The 14,246-nt window shown below is 35.9% G+C and carries 7 protein-coding genes; 4 read left to right on the top strand and 3 right to left on the bottom strand.

Translation table 11 applies throughout. From position 1 onward, the window contains the following. Nucleotides 1-26 precede the first annotated feature (26 nt). Genes nagB through H599_RS0100225 form a run of 3 tightly spaced genes read right to left on the bottom strand, consistent with a single transcriptional unit; the run spans nucleotide 27 to nucleotide 4,460 of the window. Nucleotides 27-1,955, bottom strand: a complete 1,929-nt coding sequence (gene nagB / locus H599_RS0100235; RefSeq protein WP_026712272.1) for a glucosamine-6-phosphate deaminase — start codon at nucleotides 1,953-1,955, stop codon at nucleotides 27-29. Between the two features lie 13 nt (nucleotides 1,956-1,968). Beyond that, nucleotides 1,969-3,549, bottom strand: a complete 1,581-nt coding sequence (locus H599_RS0100230; RefSeq protein WP_026712271.1) for a solute:sodium symporter family transporter — start codon at nucleotides 3,547-3,549, stop codon at nucleotides 1,969-1,971. Nucleotides 3,550-3,578: 29 nt separating this feature from the next. After that, a complete protein-coding gene (locus tag H599_RS0100225; protein WP_026712270.1) occupies nucleotides 3,579-4,460 on the bottom strand; it encodes an inositol oxygenase family protein in 882 nt (293 codons plus the stop codon). A gap of 576 nt (nucleotides 4,461-5,036) precedes the next feature. On the opposite strand from H599_RS0100225, the gene H599_RS0100220 reads away from it, so the two are divergent. The 4 genes from H599_RS0100220 (at nucleotide 5,037) to H599_RS0100200 (ending at nucleotide 14,229) form a co-directional block, all read left to right on the top strand. After that, nucleotides 5,037-8,051: a SusC/RagA family TonB-linked outer membrane protein gene (locus H599_RS0100220; RefSeq protein WP_026712269.1), complete on the top strand. Its 3,015-nt coding sequence runs from the start codon at nucleotides 5,037-5,039 to the stop codon at nucleotides 8,049-8,051. 31 nt (nucleotides 8,052-8,082) lie between these two features. Continuing rightward, entirely contained in the window at nucleotides 8,083-9,699 is a 1,617-nt protein-coding gene (locus H599_RS0100215; protein ID WP_026712268.1) for a RagB/SusD family nutrient uptake outer membrane protein, read from the top strand. 419 nt (nucleotides 9,700-10,118) lie between these two features. Further along, entirely contained in the window at nucleotides 10,119-12,437 is a 2,319-nt protein-coding gene (locus H599_RS0100205; RefSeq protein WP_026712267.1) for a GH92 family glycosyl hydrolase, read from the top strand. After that, nucleotides 12,397-14,229, top strand: coding sequence for a hypothetical protein (locus H599_RS0100200; protein WP_155960706.1), 1,833 nt, complete (start codon nucleotides 12,397-12,399; stop codon nucleotides 14,227-14,229). Before H599_RS0100205 ends, H599_RS0100200 begins: the two co-directional genes overlap by 41 nt. The last annotated feature ends 17 nt before the right edge of the window (nucleotides 14,230-14,246 follow it).

Raw genomic sequence — 14,246 nt, 5'->3', positions numbered from 1 at the left:
AAAAAAAACTAAATAGGGGTATTAATTTAGAAATTCCACCTTACAAAAGCTTCCATGGCAGCGTAATTGGACAGACCAAGCTGGTCATACAATTCGGCTGTTTCTTTATTTCTGTCTTCGGCTCTTTGCCAAAACTCTCTGGCATCGGTTCCCTGGAAAACCACGCCGTCTTTTTGTGATTGGTGTTTAAAAATTCCGTGTCTTTTGGCTAAAACCTGATCCGGACTCATTGGTACGGCCATTTCAATTTCGTCCATTCCCCATTCCTGCCAGGCACCACGATAAAGCCATAGCCAGCAATCTTTCATAAAATCTTTTGATTTCAAATTTTTCACTGCTTCCAGAATGGCGTCCAAACATACTTTATGAGTTCCATGCGGATCGGCTAAATCTCCGGCGGCATAAATTTGGTGAGGCTTAATTTTTTCGATCAAATCCATGGTTAATTGGATGTCAATCTCGCCTATTGGTTTTTTTTCGATCGTTCCGGTTTCGTAAAAAGGAAGGTTCATAAAATGGATTTTATCGTTATTTAATCCTACAAAATGAGCGGTAGCACGGGCTTCTCCTTTTCGAATTAAACCTTTTAAATGGCGGACTTCGGGAATATCAATCTGGCTGTTTTTTTTGTTGTTTAAAAAGTCATGTGCTTTTTTGTAAATCGAATTCGCTTCCGGACTGTTGATTTCAAATTTTTCATTGTAATCGCATACAAAGCGTGCAAAACGCTCGGCTTCGCTATCGGCAACTGCAATATTTCCGGAAGTTTGATAGGCTACATGAACTTCATGACCCTGTTCGTGCAAACGCATAAAAGTGCCTCCCATGCTAATGATGTCGTCATCCGGATGTGGACTAAAAATAAGAACTCTTTTTTGAGCCGGTAGTGCGCGTTCCGGACGATTAGAATCGTCGGCATTGGGTTTTCCACCCGGCCATCCGGTAATGGTATGCTGTAATTTGTTGAAAATGGCAATATTGATGTTGTAGGCAGGACCTAAATCGGCCAGTAAATCGCTCATTCCGTTTTCGATATAATCGGCATCGGTAAGACGAAGAATAGGTTTTTTCAATTCTAAAGCCATCCCTAAAACCGCTTTTCGAGTTAATTTATCAGTCCAGACAATTTTTTCAACTAACCAGGGTTTGTTGATGCGGGTTAGTTTTGAAGCGGCTTCCTGATCTAATACAAAAACGGCATCGTTATGTTCCTGTAAAAAAGAGGCAGGAACCTGATTGGTAACAGCTCCTTCGGCAGAGGCTTTTACAATATTAGATTTTCCTTCTCCCCAGGCTAAAAGAATGACTCTTTTGGTTTCCATGATTTTTTTTACGCCAAGGGTAATAGCTGTTCTTGGTGTATTGTTTAATCCTGAAAAATCTTTGCTGGCTGCGACTCTGGTAATGTGGTCTAAAGCAACTAATCTGGTTTTGGAGTTTTGCAACGAACCTGATTCGTTAAATCCGATATGACCATTTCCTCCAATACCGAGAATTTGTAAATCGATGCCGCCCAAGGCTTCAATTTTTTCTTCATATTGAGCGCAATATTCCTGAATAGCTTCTTTGGACAAAGTGCCGTCCGGAATATGATAATTTTCAGGTAAAATATCTACTTGATCGAGTAATAACTCTTTCATGAATCGGACATAACTATTGATGGAATCCGGTTCCATTGGGTAATATTCGTCCAGATTGAAAGTAATTACATTTTTAAAACTTAGTCCTTCTTCTTTGTGCATTCGCACCAGTTCGGCATACAATCCTTTTGGTGAAGAACCGGTAGCAAGCCCCAGCACACAGCTTTCGTTCAGCTCCTGTTTGGCTCTGATTAATGCTGCAATTTCATGCGCTACAGCTATAGAAGCTGTTTTTGAATTTTCAAAGACCACGGTGTTGATGTTTTCGAATCTTTTTTCAAAACCGGTGGCTTTATCGATACTGCTTTTTATCATTGTGAGTTTTATTTTAAGAGAGCATAATGTAAATTAATACCGTTAAGATTACCAAAACACTTCCGGCGAGATTCATAGCCGGCCAGGATTTCTCTTGGTTTTGGGCTAATTCTTCTTCATATACCAAATTTGATTTTGAACTAACATAATATTTTGAAACCATAAACATGATGAAGAAATTCAGTACAAATTCGATTCCCCATAAATGTACAAAATGAATGTTGAGGTGTAATACAAACGAGGTTAAAATATAGAATACAAATCCAAAAAATAATCCGGCTTTTGCACCCGTGGCATTGATTTGTTTAAAAAATAATCCTGCGACTAATATGGATGAAATAGGGATAAAGAAGATTCCGTTTAATTCCTGTAAAAGAAAATAGAGTCCGGAAGGTGCGTAAGCAACTAAAGGTGCTACCGAAATGGATAATACCGCTAAAACCAGCGATGAAATTTTGCCATAATACACCAGTTTTTTATCGGAAACATTTGGATTGAATGTTTTTTTATAAATATCCATGCAAAAAATTGTACTGGCTGAGTTTAATACGCTGTTAAAGGTACTTAAAACCGCACCTAAAATTACCGCTGCAAAAAATCCGTAGAGGTAAGTTGGTAAAACTTTTTTAACCAAAAGCGGATAGATTAAATCGGGTTTGTCATAATGTTGTTCCTGAAAATAATAGAAACCAATCAATCCCGGAAGCACAATAATCAAAGGCATTAATAATTTGAAAACGCCTGTATAAATTAATCCTTTTTGAGCTTCTACCAGATTTTTGGCGCCAAAAGCTCTTTGGATAATCGTTTGGTTCATTCCCCAAAAATAAATTTGGTTAATCATTAATCCGGTAAAAAGGGTTGAAAACGGCAATACAGAATCTTCGCTTCCGATAATGTCAAATTTTTTAGGGGCAAAATGATAAACAGTGTTTACACCGTCTAAAATATTTCCTTTTCCAATTTGGTACAACGCAATTGCCGGAACCAAAAGTCCGCCCAGCATTAATCCAATTCCGTTGAGTGTGTCGGAGAAAGCTACTGCTTTCAATCCGCCAAAAATAGCATACAAAGAGCCAATAACTCCGATAATCAAAACAGTATAAACTAAAGATTCTTCTTTAGAAATGGAAAACATTGTGGAAAAGTCGAAAATACTTTCGATGTTGATGGCTCCGGAATACAATACAATAGGGAGTAAAGTGACCACAAAGGAACTCATTAGTAAAAAAGCAACTATGGAACGAATTTGCGAATCAAATCTTTTTTCCAGAAATTCCGGAATGGTGGTGAGTTTCATCTTTAAAAACCGCGGAATGATAAAAATTGCCGCGATAACCAGCGCTATTGCCGAGGTGACTTCCCAGGCAATAACGATGATTCCGTTTTTATACGAGCTGCCGTTCATCCCGATTAAATGTTCGGTCGAAATATTCGTAAGAATCATTGATCCGGCAATGATAGGAGCTGTTAAACTTTTTCCAGCCAAAAAATAGCCATTTGAAGTGTCAAGCTTATCTTTTCGGAGTTTAAAGCTGGTGTAAAAAATGACTAGGAGCGTGAATCCAAAAAAGCCTAAATAGGTATATAACATTTCAAAAGGATATTAAATTAGGAATCGTTTTAGAATTTTAATTTTGCCGGTAAATATTTGGCAACTAATTCTTCATAATAAGGTCGTAAAGCTTTTGAATCTGGTTTTACAGGCGCTTTGGTGTATAAATCGTAAGGATTGAATTTTTTAACCCATTCAAACATTTCAATATCGTGTTGGGTCATTAAATGCGTGTAAGCATTCTCTCTGTGTTGTGAGTAAAAAGAATGGTAACGAATCATATATAAAGCTGGTTCCGGAAGATAATCCTTCATGATTTGATACAAATATTCATCGTGACCCCAGCTCATTTTTACGTTGTCTAGTCCGCAGTTTGGTGCATATACACCGTATTTGGTATTGTACTTTTCGTTAGTGCTGTCCGGATTAGCGGCAAAAAACTCCGGATACACAATTTTATCTGAAAATTGACATCCAACAGGGAAAGTATCACCTACAACAGCCCATTGCGGCTCGCCAAATAAACATAATACTTTTCCAATGTCATGTAAAAATCCTGTTAGTACAAACCAATCCGGATGACCGTCGGCGCGAATGGCTTCTGAAGTTTGTAATAAATGTTGAAACTGATCCAAATCAATATCCGGATCACTGTCGTCAACTAAAGTATTAAGGAAATCAACTGCTTCCCAAAGGGACATTTCTTTGCGGTCAAATTTTAAAAACTCCTTTTCTTTCTCACATACAAAATCATAAGTTTGATATGTATGGTTGATTCTGTAAAATTCTCTAACGGTTTCTACTCTTTCAGAATCGACATAGTTGCGGAACTCTTCCTTTTCTTTTGTCTCAACTGCCGGATCAGGATAGCGTTCGATTAGATTTTCTTCCCAATCGTCAATTTGATGCATTGGATTGTTGAATTTGTCGGAGGCATTGGTATTTTTCATCTGGTTTGTTTTTTTTAGTGATAAATAATTTTTTAGCGTGTTAATAGCTAGTTTGTTAGCGATATTCAAAATTAAGCAGATGTACTTTTTTTAAAATGGATATATGCTTCAAAAACATGGATGAATTTTTCATATTGATAATTTTTCAGCTAATAAATTATATTGTTTATATCAAAAAAAAGTTTTTTGATTTTTTGATGTCTGTCAGAGTAGTTTTTTGAAGTGATGATTTGAAACAGCTGAGTTTAGGTTGGTACTTATTATTATATAAATAGGTATAAAGTTGCTGTAATGAAGCTTAGTTTTGTTTTCGTTGTTAAAAAAAACTGCTGAAAAATTAACTTAAATAGTATCAGAAGCTTTTTGCGTTGATGAATATATGAAAATGTGCTGAAATAAGGTTTTTATTGGTAATAATGAAAAAAAATAGGGTTTTAAAAGTAGAAAATTAATTTTTTGAGTTACTTTTTTTGAGTTAGTTGGTTGAATTTTATATGTTTTTGACGGATTTGTCCATTTCGAACAGCAATCGAACTGTTAATTTTACCATAAAATTATTAACTAATTCTAATTAAAATGAAAAAAACCAAATTCAAATTATTGGCGTTATTTTTTCTGATAGCGTTTTCAATTAATTCGTGGGCGCAAAAAACGCAGGTGTCTGGTAAGGTAGTTGATGACCAAAATTTGCCCTTGCCAGGAGCTAATGTTATAGAAAGCGGAACGAAAAATGGGGTAATGACGGATTTTGATGGGAAATTCAGAATTGATGTTTCTAAGCCAAATGCTGTTATTGTAGTTTCCTTTGTAGGTTTTGCAGATCAAACTGTAAAATTAAGCGGATCTAAATCTAATTTGACAATTAAATTAGCATCAGGTGCTAATAATCTGGAACAGGTTGTAGTTGTAGGATATGGTAAAGGGTCTCGAAAAAATTTAACGACTTCTGTTACTTCTGTTAAAGCGGAAGATATGAATAAAGGTGCAATTAGTGATGTTGGACAGTTGTTACAAGGTAAGGTTGCGGGTTTAAATATTTCTTCTAGCGGTGATCCAACAAGAAAAGCATCAGTTGTGATGCGCGGTGTTTCTACTTTGAATAGTTCTCAGGGACCTTTTTATGTAGTGGATGGAATTCCCGGAGTTGATATTTCTATGATTTCTCCAGATGACATTGCAACAATTGATGTATTAAAAGATGCTGCAGCTACAGCAATCTATGGTAATAGAGCTGCTAATGGAGTTATTATGGTAACTACCAAAAAAGGTAGCAAGGAAAGAACTCAAATTGCTTACAACAGTTATTTTGGTATTGAAAATGTTTCCAATCAATTGGATATGATGAATGCCACACAATTAAGAGCATTTACAACCAAAAATAACCTAAACTTCACGCCAGAAAATGATAAAGGAGCAAATACAAATTGGCAAAAAGCAATTTTAAGATCCGGAGCTCTTTCAAGTAGTCATAACTTATCAATAAGTGGTGGAGGTGAAAAAAGTACTTATTCTGCAAGTTTAACTTCAATTAAAAGAGAAGGTATTCTTAAGAAAAGTGATTTTGGACGTGTAATTGCACGCTTGTCTGTAGAGCAATTTGCTTTTAATGATAAGGTTAAATTTGGTTTAAATGTTACTAATTCTGTTAGTAAGTATGAAAATGTACCACAACGTAATACCGTTCTTTTACAAGCTGTAAATCATTTACCTGTTTCTCCAGTTAGAAATGAAGATGGAACTTTTTTTGAAAATTTTGCCAGTACAGGATATTTTAATCCGGTGGCTTTGATTGATCACGGAACTGATGAAACTAAAACGAGTAACCTTATTGGTAATTTTACAACTGAAGTAAAACTTCCTTTTGGGTTTACCTATAATTTAAATATCGCACATCAAAAATTAAGTACTTCTCACGGAGAGTTTTATGATAGCTATTATTCACAATATAATAGTGCTAATTTCTATAATAATCCTGATCCACCGCTAACAAAAACATTAGTTAATTTTGGTGTAAATGGTTCAGCATTAAGAAATTATTATGAAAATACCAACAATATTGTTGAGAGCTTCTTAAATTGGGATAAAGAAATAGGAAATCATAAAATTAAAGCAGTTTTAGGGTATTCATGGCAGGAAAACACTTTAGGAGATGGTTTTCAGGCAACTTCAACTAATTTTCCGGTTGATAACGTAGGATATAACAACTTGGCTTTAAGTAATTATACTTCAGTTAGTGGTTATGTAGTAAATTTCGGGGATAGTCAAGCTTATCAAAAAACACGTTTGATTTCTCAGTTTGCACGTTTGAATTATAATTTTAATGACAAGTATCTTTTACAAGGTACAGTAAGAAGAGACGGAGGTTCTGTATTTGGTGCTAATAACAGATGGGGGTATTTTCCTTCTGTTGGTGGAGCATGGAGAATTGACAAGGAAAACTTCATGCAAGATCAAAATGTTTTCAGCGACTTGAAACTTCGTGCCAGTTATGGTGTAACAGGAAACTCTTCAGGATTCAATGCATATACGGCTCAATTCATTTCTGGAAGTGCAGGAACTTTCTATTATAATGGACAACAAATAGGTGCTTACGGTCCAATACAGGCTGCTAATCCGGATTTGAAATGGGAAAAAACAGCTACAACAAACCTTGGTCTAGATGTTTCCTTGTTAAAAGGAGCAATTACAGCTTCGGTTGATGTTTACGACAAGAAAACAACCGATATGATTTTCAATTACCAGGTAAACCCAGTGTTGGTTCCTGTTGGTTCTATTGTGGCTAATGGAGGTATTATGTCGAATAAAGGGATTGAAATTGCTTTAGGAGCTACACCTGTTAAAACAGCTAATTTCAATTGGTCAACTAATTTAAATATTGCTAGTAACAAAAATAAAATTGTAAAATTAACAAACCCATTCTTTATTGGAGGAGATTCTATCCGAAGAGTACAACCTGATGGTGCTGGACAAACCGGAGCTACTTTACAAATTTTAAAAGAAGGTAAACCACTTGGACAATTTTTTACACTTGATTATGCAGGAAAAGATGCTAATGGAGTTTCTCAATATTATGACAAAGGTGGGAATTTAACTACTACGCCATTAAATGGTGTTGATTATCATTATGTGGGAAGTGCTCAGCCAAAAGTGTTATTAGGATGGTCAAATAATTTCCAATATAAAAACTTTGATTTAAGTGTTTTCTTTAGAGGAGTATTTGGAAATAAAATTTTTAATGCTACCCGAGCTGATTTATTTAGACCGACTACAGCAATGACGACTAATATTTTGGTGGATGTACAAAACGAATCGCCAAATGATTTTAATTCATATCGTTATTCTTCACGCTTTATAGAAGATGGTAGTTATATTCGATTAGATAATGCAACTCTTGGATACAACTTAAAAAACATAAGCAAGTTTATTAAGAGTTTCCGTATGTATACTACTGTAAATAATCTATTTGTAATTACAAAATACAGCGGAATTGATCCGGAGGTAGAGCAAGGAGGTACCGCGCCTGGTGTAGATTCAAATAATTTTTATCCAAAAACCAGATCGTTCTTGTTAGGTTTTAATGTGGTATTCTAAAGAAATAATAATTCTAATAATTGTAAATATTATGAAAAAGATAATAAAATATTTAGGGCTTTCAGTACTGGCTATTAGCATGTTTGAGTCCTGCGAGAATTTAGATGTGCCAATTACAACACAGTTAACACCTGATGTATTTCCACAAAATTCGACACAATTTATTCAAACTGCCGGACCGGTTTATGTGGCTTTCCGAGGAGATTTTTCATTCGCTTGGTGGTGGACGCAATCTTTAACTACAGATGAGTCTATTTTGCCAGCAAGAGGTGGAAACTGGTTAGATAACAGAAACTATCTTACGTATCATTTCCATGATTGGACGCCGGACAATTCAGGTGCTATTTGGGGATGGTCATCTACTGTTATAGGGAAAAGTAATCAGGCTATTTCAATTTTAGAACAAGCGATGCCGGCTGGAACGGAAAAATCGACTTTAATAGCTGAATTGAAAACCATGCGTGCTATTTCTTATTTTATGATGATGGATAATTATGGAGATGTACCTCTGGATACAGTTTATGGCGATTTTTCTTCTCATGCTAAATCAAGTAGAACAGAAGTATTCAATTTTATTGAAAAAGAATTAAAAGAAGCAATCCCTAATTTAAATCCGGCTTCTGGAGTAACGACTTATGGAAGACCAAATAAGCAAACAGCTAATGCTTTATTAGCTAAGATTTATTTAAATGCGGAGGTTTATACAGGTACACAACGTAATAACGATTGTATTGCAGCTTGTGATCAGGTCATTAATTCCGGATTATATAATATTGAAGCAAGAGATACTTATCTTCAAATGTTTTATCCTACCAACGGACCACAAATGAAGGAATTTATTTTTGCAGTTCCTTATGATCCGGCTGTTGGTGGTGGCGGATTAATGTATCATGCCCGTTACGATGTGCCTCGCTCTTTACAAGCTAGATTTGGGCTACCATTTAGACCAAGTGCACCTCGAAGTACCCTGCCGGAGTTTTACGCTCATTTTGAAAATGATCCTAATGACATTCGTAACAAACAATGGTTAACAGGTAAACAATATTTAGCAGACGGAGTTACCCCTGTAATGGTTACCACTACTAAAAAAGGTTATGATGAATATTATACTGGTTCAGATGGTGGTGATTCTTATACTTACCAAGTAGAATTGAGCAAAGAAATAACTTATAGAGGAAGTATGGCTAATGTTAAAGGTCTTGATTTAGGAAATGATGAAATTGCCTGGAATATTGGATACAGAAATATTAAATTTTATCCTGATGCCTCTTCAATTAATAGAAATCAAAATAATGATGTGCCATTTTTAAGATATTCTGATGTAATCTTAATGAAAGCTGAAGCAATTCTTCGAGGAGGAGCTGCTACTTTAGGAGATACACCACTTTCATTAGTGAATAGTATTCGTTCTAAACGCTCAACATCAACACCATGGTCTAGCGTAACTTTAGAAGATTTATATGGAGAAAGATGTCGTGAATTTGCTTGGGAAGGTTGGCATAGAAATGATATGATTCGATTTGGAAAATTTGAAGGACAATGGGGATTCAAAACTGATTCAGATGTTAAACGTCGCGTTTTCCCAATCCCGACCAGTGCATTGGTATTAAACCCTGTATTAGTTCAAAATCCCGATTATGTAAATTAAGATTAAGTTAGTTTATTTATTATTTGATTGTTAAGTTGGTTGGTGATTTATTTGCCTTTGAAAGGAGAAGAAGCTAGAGTCTTCTTCTCTTTTCTTCTTAAAAAAATCTTTCTTTTTTGATTTAATCCCTATTACACACTTTCTGATTTAGATTATTTTTTTAGAATTATTCCGGGGCTGTTTCAATAGTTGCATTTTTGTGTTTATAATAAAAAATCCAACTGTTTAAAAAAGCGTAAAAAAGAAACTTCTATCCGTTTAATCTATTTCGGTTGGGTACAGGATTTTTTTATCTCATTCGAAATTTTTTTTATACAAATCAAAACCACAAAATAGAATCTTAAAGTTGCAATTCATTTTGACAAATAGCGACTTGGTGTTTTAAAATCACTATTTGGCATCATACAAAATATAAAAATATGGATTTTTTCCGTTTATTAAATTACAGCTCACTAATCGTTTCGCTTGTAGTATTTAGTCTTTCCTGTTCCGTAAAACCTAAAAAAAGCGATTATGCCAATTTGGTCAATCCTTTAATTGGGACGGCGCCATCAACAACGGTGAGCGCTTTACAACATGGAGAAGATGAAAAAGAGAATAATGCTCAGGTGGTGCCTTATGTAACCGTTCCATTTGGAATGACCAATTGGACGCCGCAAACTAAGGCAACCGAAGCCAAATGTATTGCGCCTTATTATTATACCGATACTAAAATTTCCGGTTTTAGAGGCAGTCATTGGCTCAGTGGTTCCTGTGTTCAGGATTACGGAAGTATGACCATTATGTCAATTTCGGGAAAACTAAAATGTCAGGCAGACGATCGGGCTTCTCATTTTTCTCACGATACCGAAAAAGCAAGTCCGTATAATTACCATGTTACTTTAGCCGATTATGCAATTGATGTGAATATGACGGCAACCAAACGTTGCGGTTTGTTTCAGTTTACATTTGAAAATTCCGGTGAGGCACATATTATTGTGAATCCAAATAGTGATGAAGGAGAAGGTTTTGTTCAAATTAATGCTGATAAAAATGAAATTACCGGTTACAATCCGGTGCATAAAATTTATCAGGGTTGGGGCGAAAAAACCGGTTTTAGTGGCTATTTTGTGGTGCAATTAAGCAAAAAATCAGGCAGATTTGGTGTTTATCAAAATGAAAAAATACTTGCAGGAAATACTCAAATTTCTAATCAGGAAAATATTGGGGCTTACATTTCTTTTATGGTCGAAAAAGGAGAAACGATTGAGGCAAAAATTGGAACTTCTTTTACCAGTATCGAACAAGCCCGTAAAAATCTGCAAGCGGAAACTAAAGGCGTAGATTTTGCTCAGGCAAAAGATAATTTGAAGGAAACTTGGGAAAATTTGCTTTCCAAAGTAAAAGTAGAAGGAACCAATGCGGATGCAAAAGTAAAGTTTTATACGGCCATGTATCACAGCTACTTACAGCCAAGAACCTTTAATGATGTCGATGGAACTTATGTGAGTTTCAATGGCGGCACACAATTGAAGAGCAGTGGCAATCAGGATTATTTTACCGATTTTTCGATGTGGGATATTTACCGTTCTTCGCTTCCGTTGTTCAATTTGCTGACTCCGGAAACCAATGGACAAATGATGAAAAGTTTGTTTGCAATGGCCGAACAGGGCGGATGGCTGCCTATTTTTCCCTGCTGGAACAGTTATACTTCGGCGATGATTGGCGACCATGCTATTGCGGCAATTGCCGATACGTATTTGAAAAATAACATTGAAATTTCAGATAAAGAATACCAATATTTATTGCAAAATGCCTTCCATTCTCCGGATAATCACACCGATTATGTGAATGGGAAAGGGCGTCGTGCCTTAGAATCTTATTTAAAATATGGTTATGTTCCGCTGGAAGATGAGGTGAAAGAATCTTTTCATAAGGGAGAACAGGTTTCCAGAACTTTGGAATATGCTTTTGATGATTTTGCGCTTTCGCAAATTGCCGCCAAACGAGGCGATACTTTACATGCTAATTTGTTAAAAAAAAGAGCATTGAATTATAAAAATGTTTTTAGTGAAACAGATTCCTGCGTGAGAGGTCGTTTTGCGGATGGGACTTTTACGAAAGATTTTGACAAGTTTGTCCGAAAACCGTACATCACCGAAGGAACTCCGTACCAATATACCTGGTATGTCCCTCAGGATATCAAAGGATTGATGAATTTAATGGGAGGGGAGAATGGGTTTAATGCCAACCTGGATCGTTTCCATGCCGCAGGACAATATTGGCATGGAAATGAACCGGGACACCAAATTCCGTTTTTGTATAATTATTCAGGTCAGTCATGGAAAACACAGGAATTGGTTACTAAAATTATGGAAACGGAATACAGCAATGCGGTAGGCGGATTAAGCGGAAATGATGATGCCGGACAAATGTCGGCCTGGTATGTTTTTGCAGCTTTAGGTTTTTATCCGGTGGCGCCTTCCGTACCACAATATGTGATTTCGGGACCACATTTTGACAAAATTACCCTGAGTTTAGGAAATGGTAAAAAGCTAATTATTAATGCTAAAGGAGCTTCTTCAGGGAATAATTATATTCAAAAATTAAGTTTTAACGGAGTAGAATATGATAAAACCTATTTAGACCATTTTTCTGTTATGAACGGAGGGAAGTTGAATTTCAAAATGGGAAGTCAACCTAATAAAACTTGGGGAAATGCTCAGGAAAACAGACCATTTTCATTGTCGAATCATTAATGAAAAAGAGATGAACAAGATTAGTCGTGGCGAATTTTTAAAACTAGGAAGTCTGTCATTGCTGGGTGCTTTGGTTAGCGACACTGTTTTTGCAAATGATGGATTTTTTAGTGCTGCGGTAGTAAATATTGATACCGATTTGATGAAAAAACTGCTTTTGAACAATGATGCCAAAGTAAAAGTATTACTTCAAAAAGGCCCATTGGATAGCAGTGTGCGTTTAAGTAATTTTCGTCCTTTGGCTGGTGCTATAGCGACGATGTCGGCCGCTGTTTCTCATCCGGAATCGCAATTTTATAAATCAGCAGAAGTAGCTGACTATTTGAACCAGTCGGCTGCTATTTTGTTAAAAGGTCAATATCCGGACGGCACCGTTGATGCCGGAGGAAATAGACAGTCGCCACCCGATACGGCTTTTGTGTTGGAATCTGTTTGTGCTGCGGCCACTGTTTTAAAAGAAAACAAACAAAAGAATGTAGTTGCGGTAAAAAGTAAACTGAAAACGTTTATTCAAAATGCCGGAGAAGCCATGATTACCGGGGGCGTGCATACTCCTAATCATCGTTGGGTAGTTAGTGCAGCTTTAACAAATATCAATGCATTGTATCCGGATGTTCGATATATCGACCGAATTAACCAATGGCTGGCGGAAGGGATTTATCTTAATCAGGACGGTCATTATTCGGAACGAAGCGGGGTGTATTCGGCAGTAATTGATAAGGCTTTTATCACTATGGCAAGATTACTGAATAAACCGGAATTATTAGATGTGGTGCAAAAGAATTTAATGACTTATTACTATTACACCGAGCTTAATGGCGATTTGGTTACGGTAGATTCCAAAAGACAAGATCAGTTTATGAATATTACGGTGTCTAAATTTTACTTGCAATACCGTTATATGGCTATTCATACTCAAAATCCAAAATTTACTTATATGGTCAATCTTATCGAAAATATTCCTGATTTTGAGCAGGATGCTTTGGTAGAATTTATGACCAATCCGGAATTGCAACAGACCATTTTGCTTAAGCCTAAGATTAAAAATGATTTTGAAGAATTTTTTGCGGTTTCTAATTTAGTCCGAATCCGACGTGGAAATACATCGATAACGCTTTTTGGCGGAAACGACAAACCTGTTCTGATTGTATCAGGAAGATCATCAAACCCAAATTTCCTGATGTACCGAAAAGGAGATGCCATTTTGAAATACATGCGAATGTCATCTTCCTTTTTTAGAATGGGTTATTTCAGTAGTGACGGCATTGAAAAAGTGGGAAACAAATACATTTTGAGAGAAACCAAACAGGGCGATTATTATCAACCTCTGATACCGGAGTTTCAAAAAGCGGATGGCGATTATCAATTGTCAGAATCGAAAGACGGACGATTTTGGAACAAAATGGATTTTGAACACCGGATTGCGAGTAATGTGAAAAAACAAACGACGGTTATTGAAATTGAAGAGAATAATGGCGCATTAAATTTAGATTTTAAGGTAGATGGTCCGCCAAATGTAGAAATTACAATCGAAATGTGTTTTAAAGAAGGAATTCAAATAGAAGGCGCAACATTGGGAGAAAAAGGAAATTATTTCCTGAAATCAGGTTTTGCCAAAGCAAACATGGAAACCGAAACAATTGACATAGGCCCCGGTTTAGTCGAACATCAAAACGTGAATAATTTAGATAGCGAAGAATATACCTATCATAGGGGAACTTTGCGTACCGACGGAGTTCATGTGTATATTACCGGATTTACACCTTTTCATCATAAAATGACTATAGGTTAATTATAAAATAAAACTTC

Origin of the sequence: Flavobacterium daejeonense DSM 17708 (assembly GCF_000425425.1) — a bacterium.
In the GTDB taxonomy this organism is placed as follows: domain Bacteria; phylum Bacteroidota; class Bacteroidia; order Flavobacteriales; family Flavobacteriaceae; genus Flavobacterium; species Flavobacterium daejeonense.
This window is presented reverse-complemented; position numbering and strand designations above follow the sequence as displayed.

What these genes read in the sequence shown, in the direction of transcription:
- H599_RS0100200 (WP_155960706.1), top strand. Translation starts at nt 12,397, where the DNA reads ATGCTCAGGAAAACAGACCATTTTCATTGTCGAATCATTAATGAAAAA.
- H599_RS0100215 (WP_026712268.1), top strand. Translation starts at nt 8,083, where the DNA reads ATGAAAAAGATAATAAAATATTTAGGGCTTTCAGTACTGGCTATTAGC.
- H599_RS0100225 (WP_026712270.1), bottom strand. Translation starts at nt 4,460, where the DNA reads ATGAAAAATACCAATGCCTCCGACAAATTCAACAATCCAATGCATCAA.
- H599_RS0100220 (WP_026712269.1), top strand. Translation starts at nt 5,037, where the DNA reads ATGAAAAAAACCAAATTCAAATTATTGGCGTTATTTTTTCTGATAGCG.
- nagB (WP_026712272.1), bottom strand. Translation starts at nt 1,955, where the DNA reads ATGATAAAAAGCAGTATCGATAAAGCCACCGGTTTTGAAAAAAGATTC.
- H599_RS0100205 (WP_026712267.1), top strand. Translation starts at nt 10,119, where the DNA reads ATGGATTTTTTCCGTTTATTAAATTACAGCTCACTAATCGTTTCGCTT.
- H599_RS0100230 (WP_026712271.1), bottom strand. Translation starts at nt 3,549, where the DNA reads ATGTTATATACCTATTTAGGCTTTTTTGGATTCACGCTCCTAGTCATT.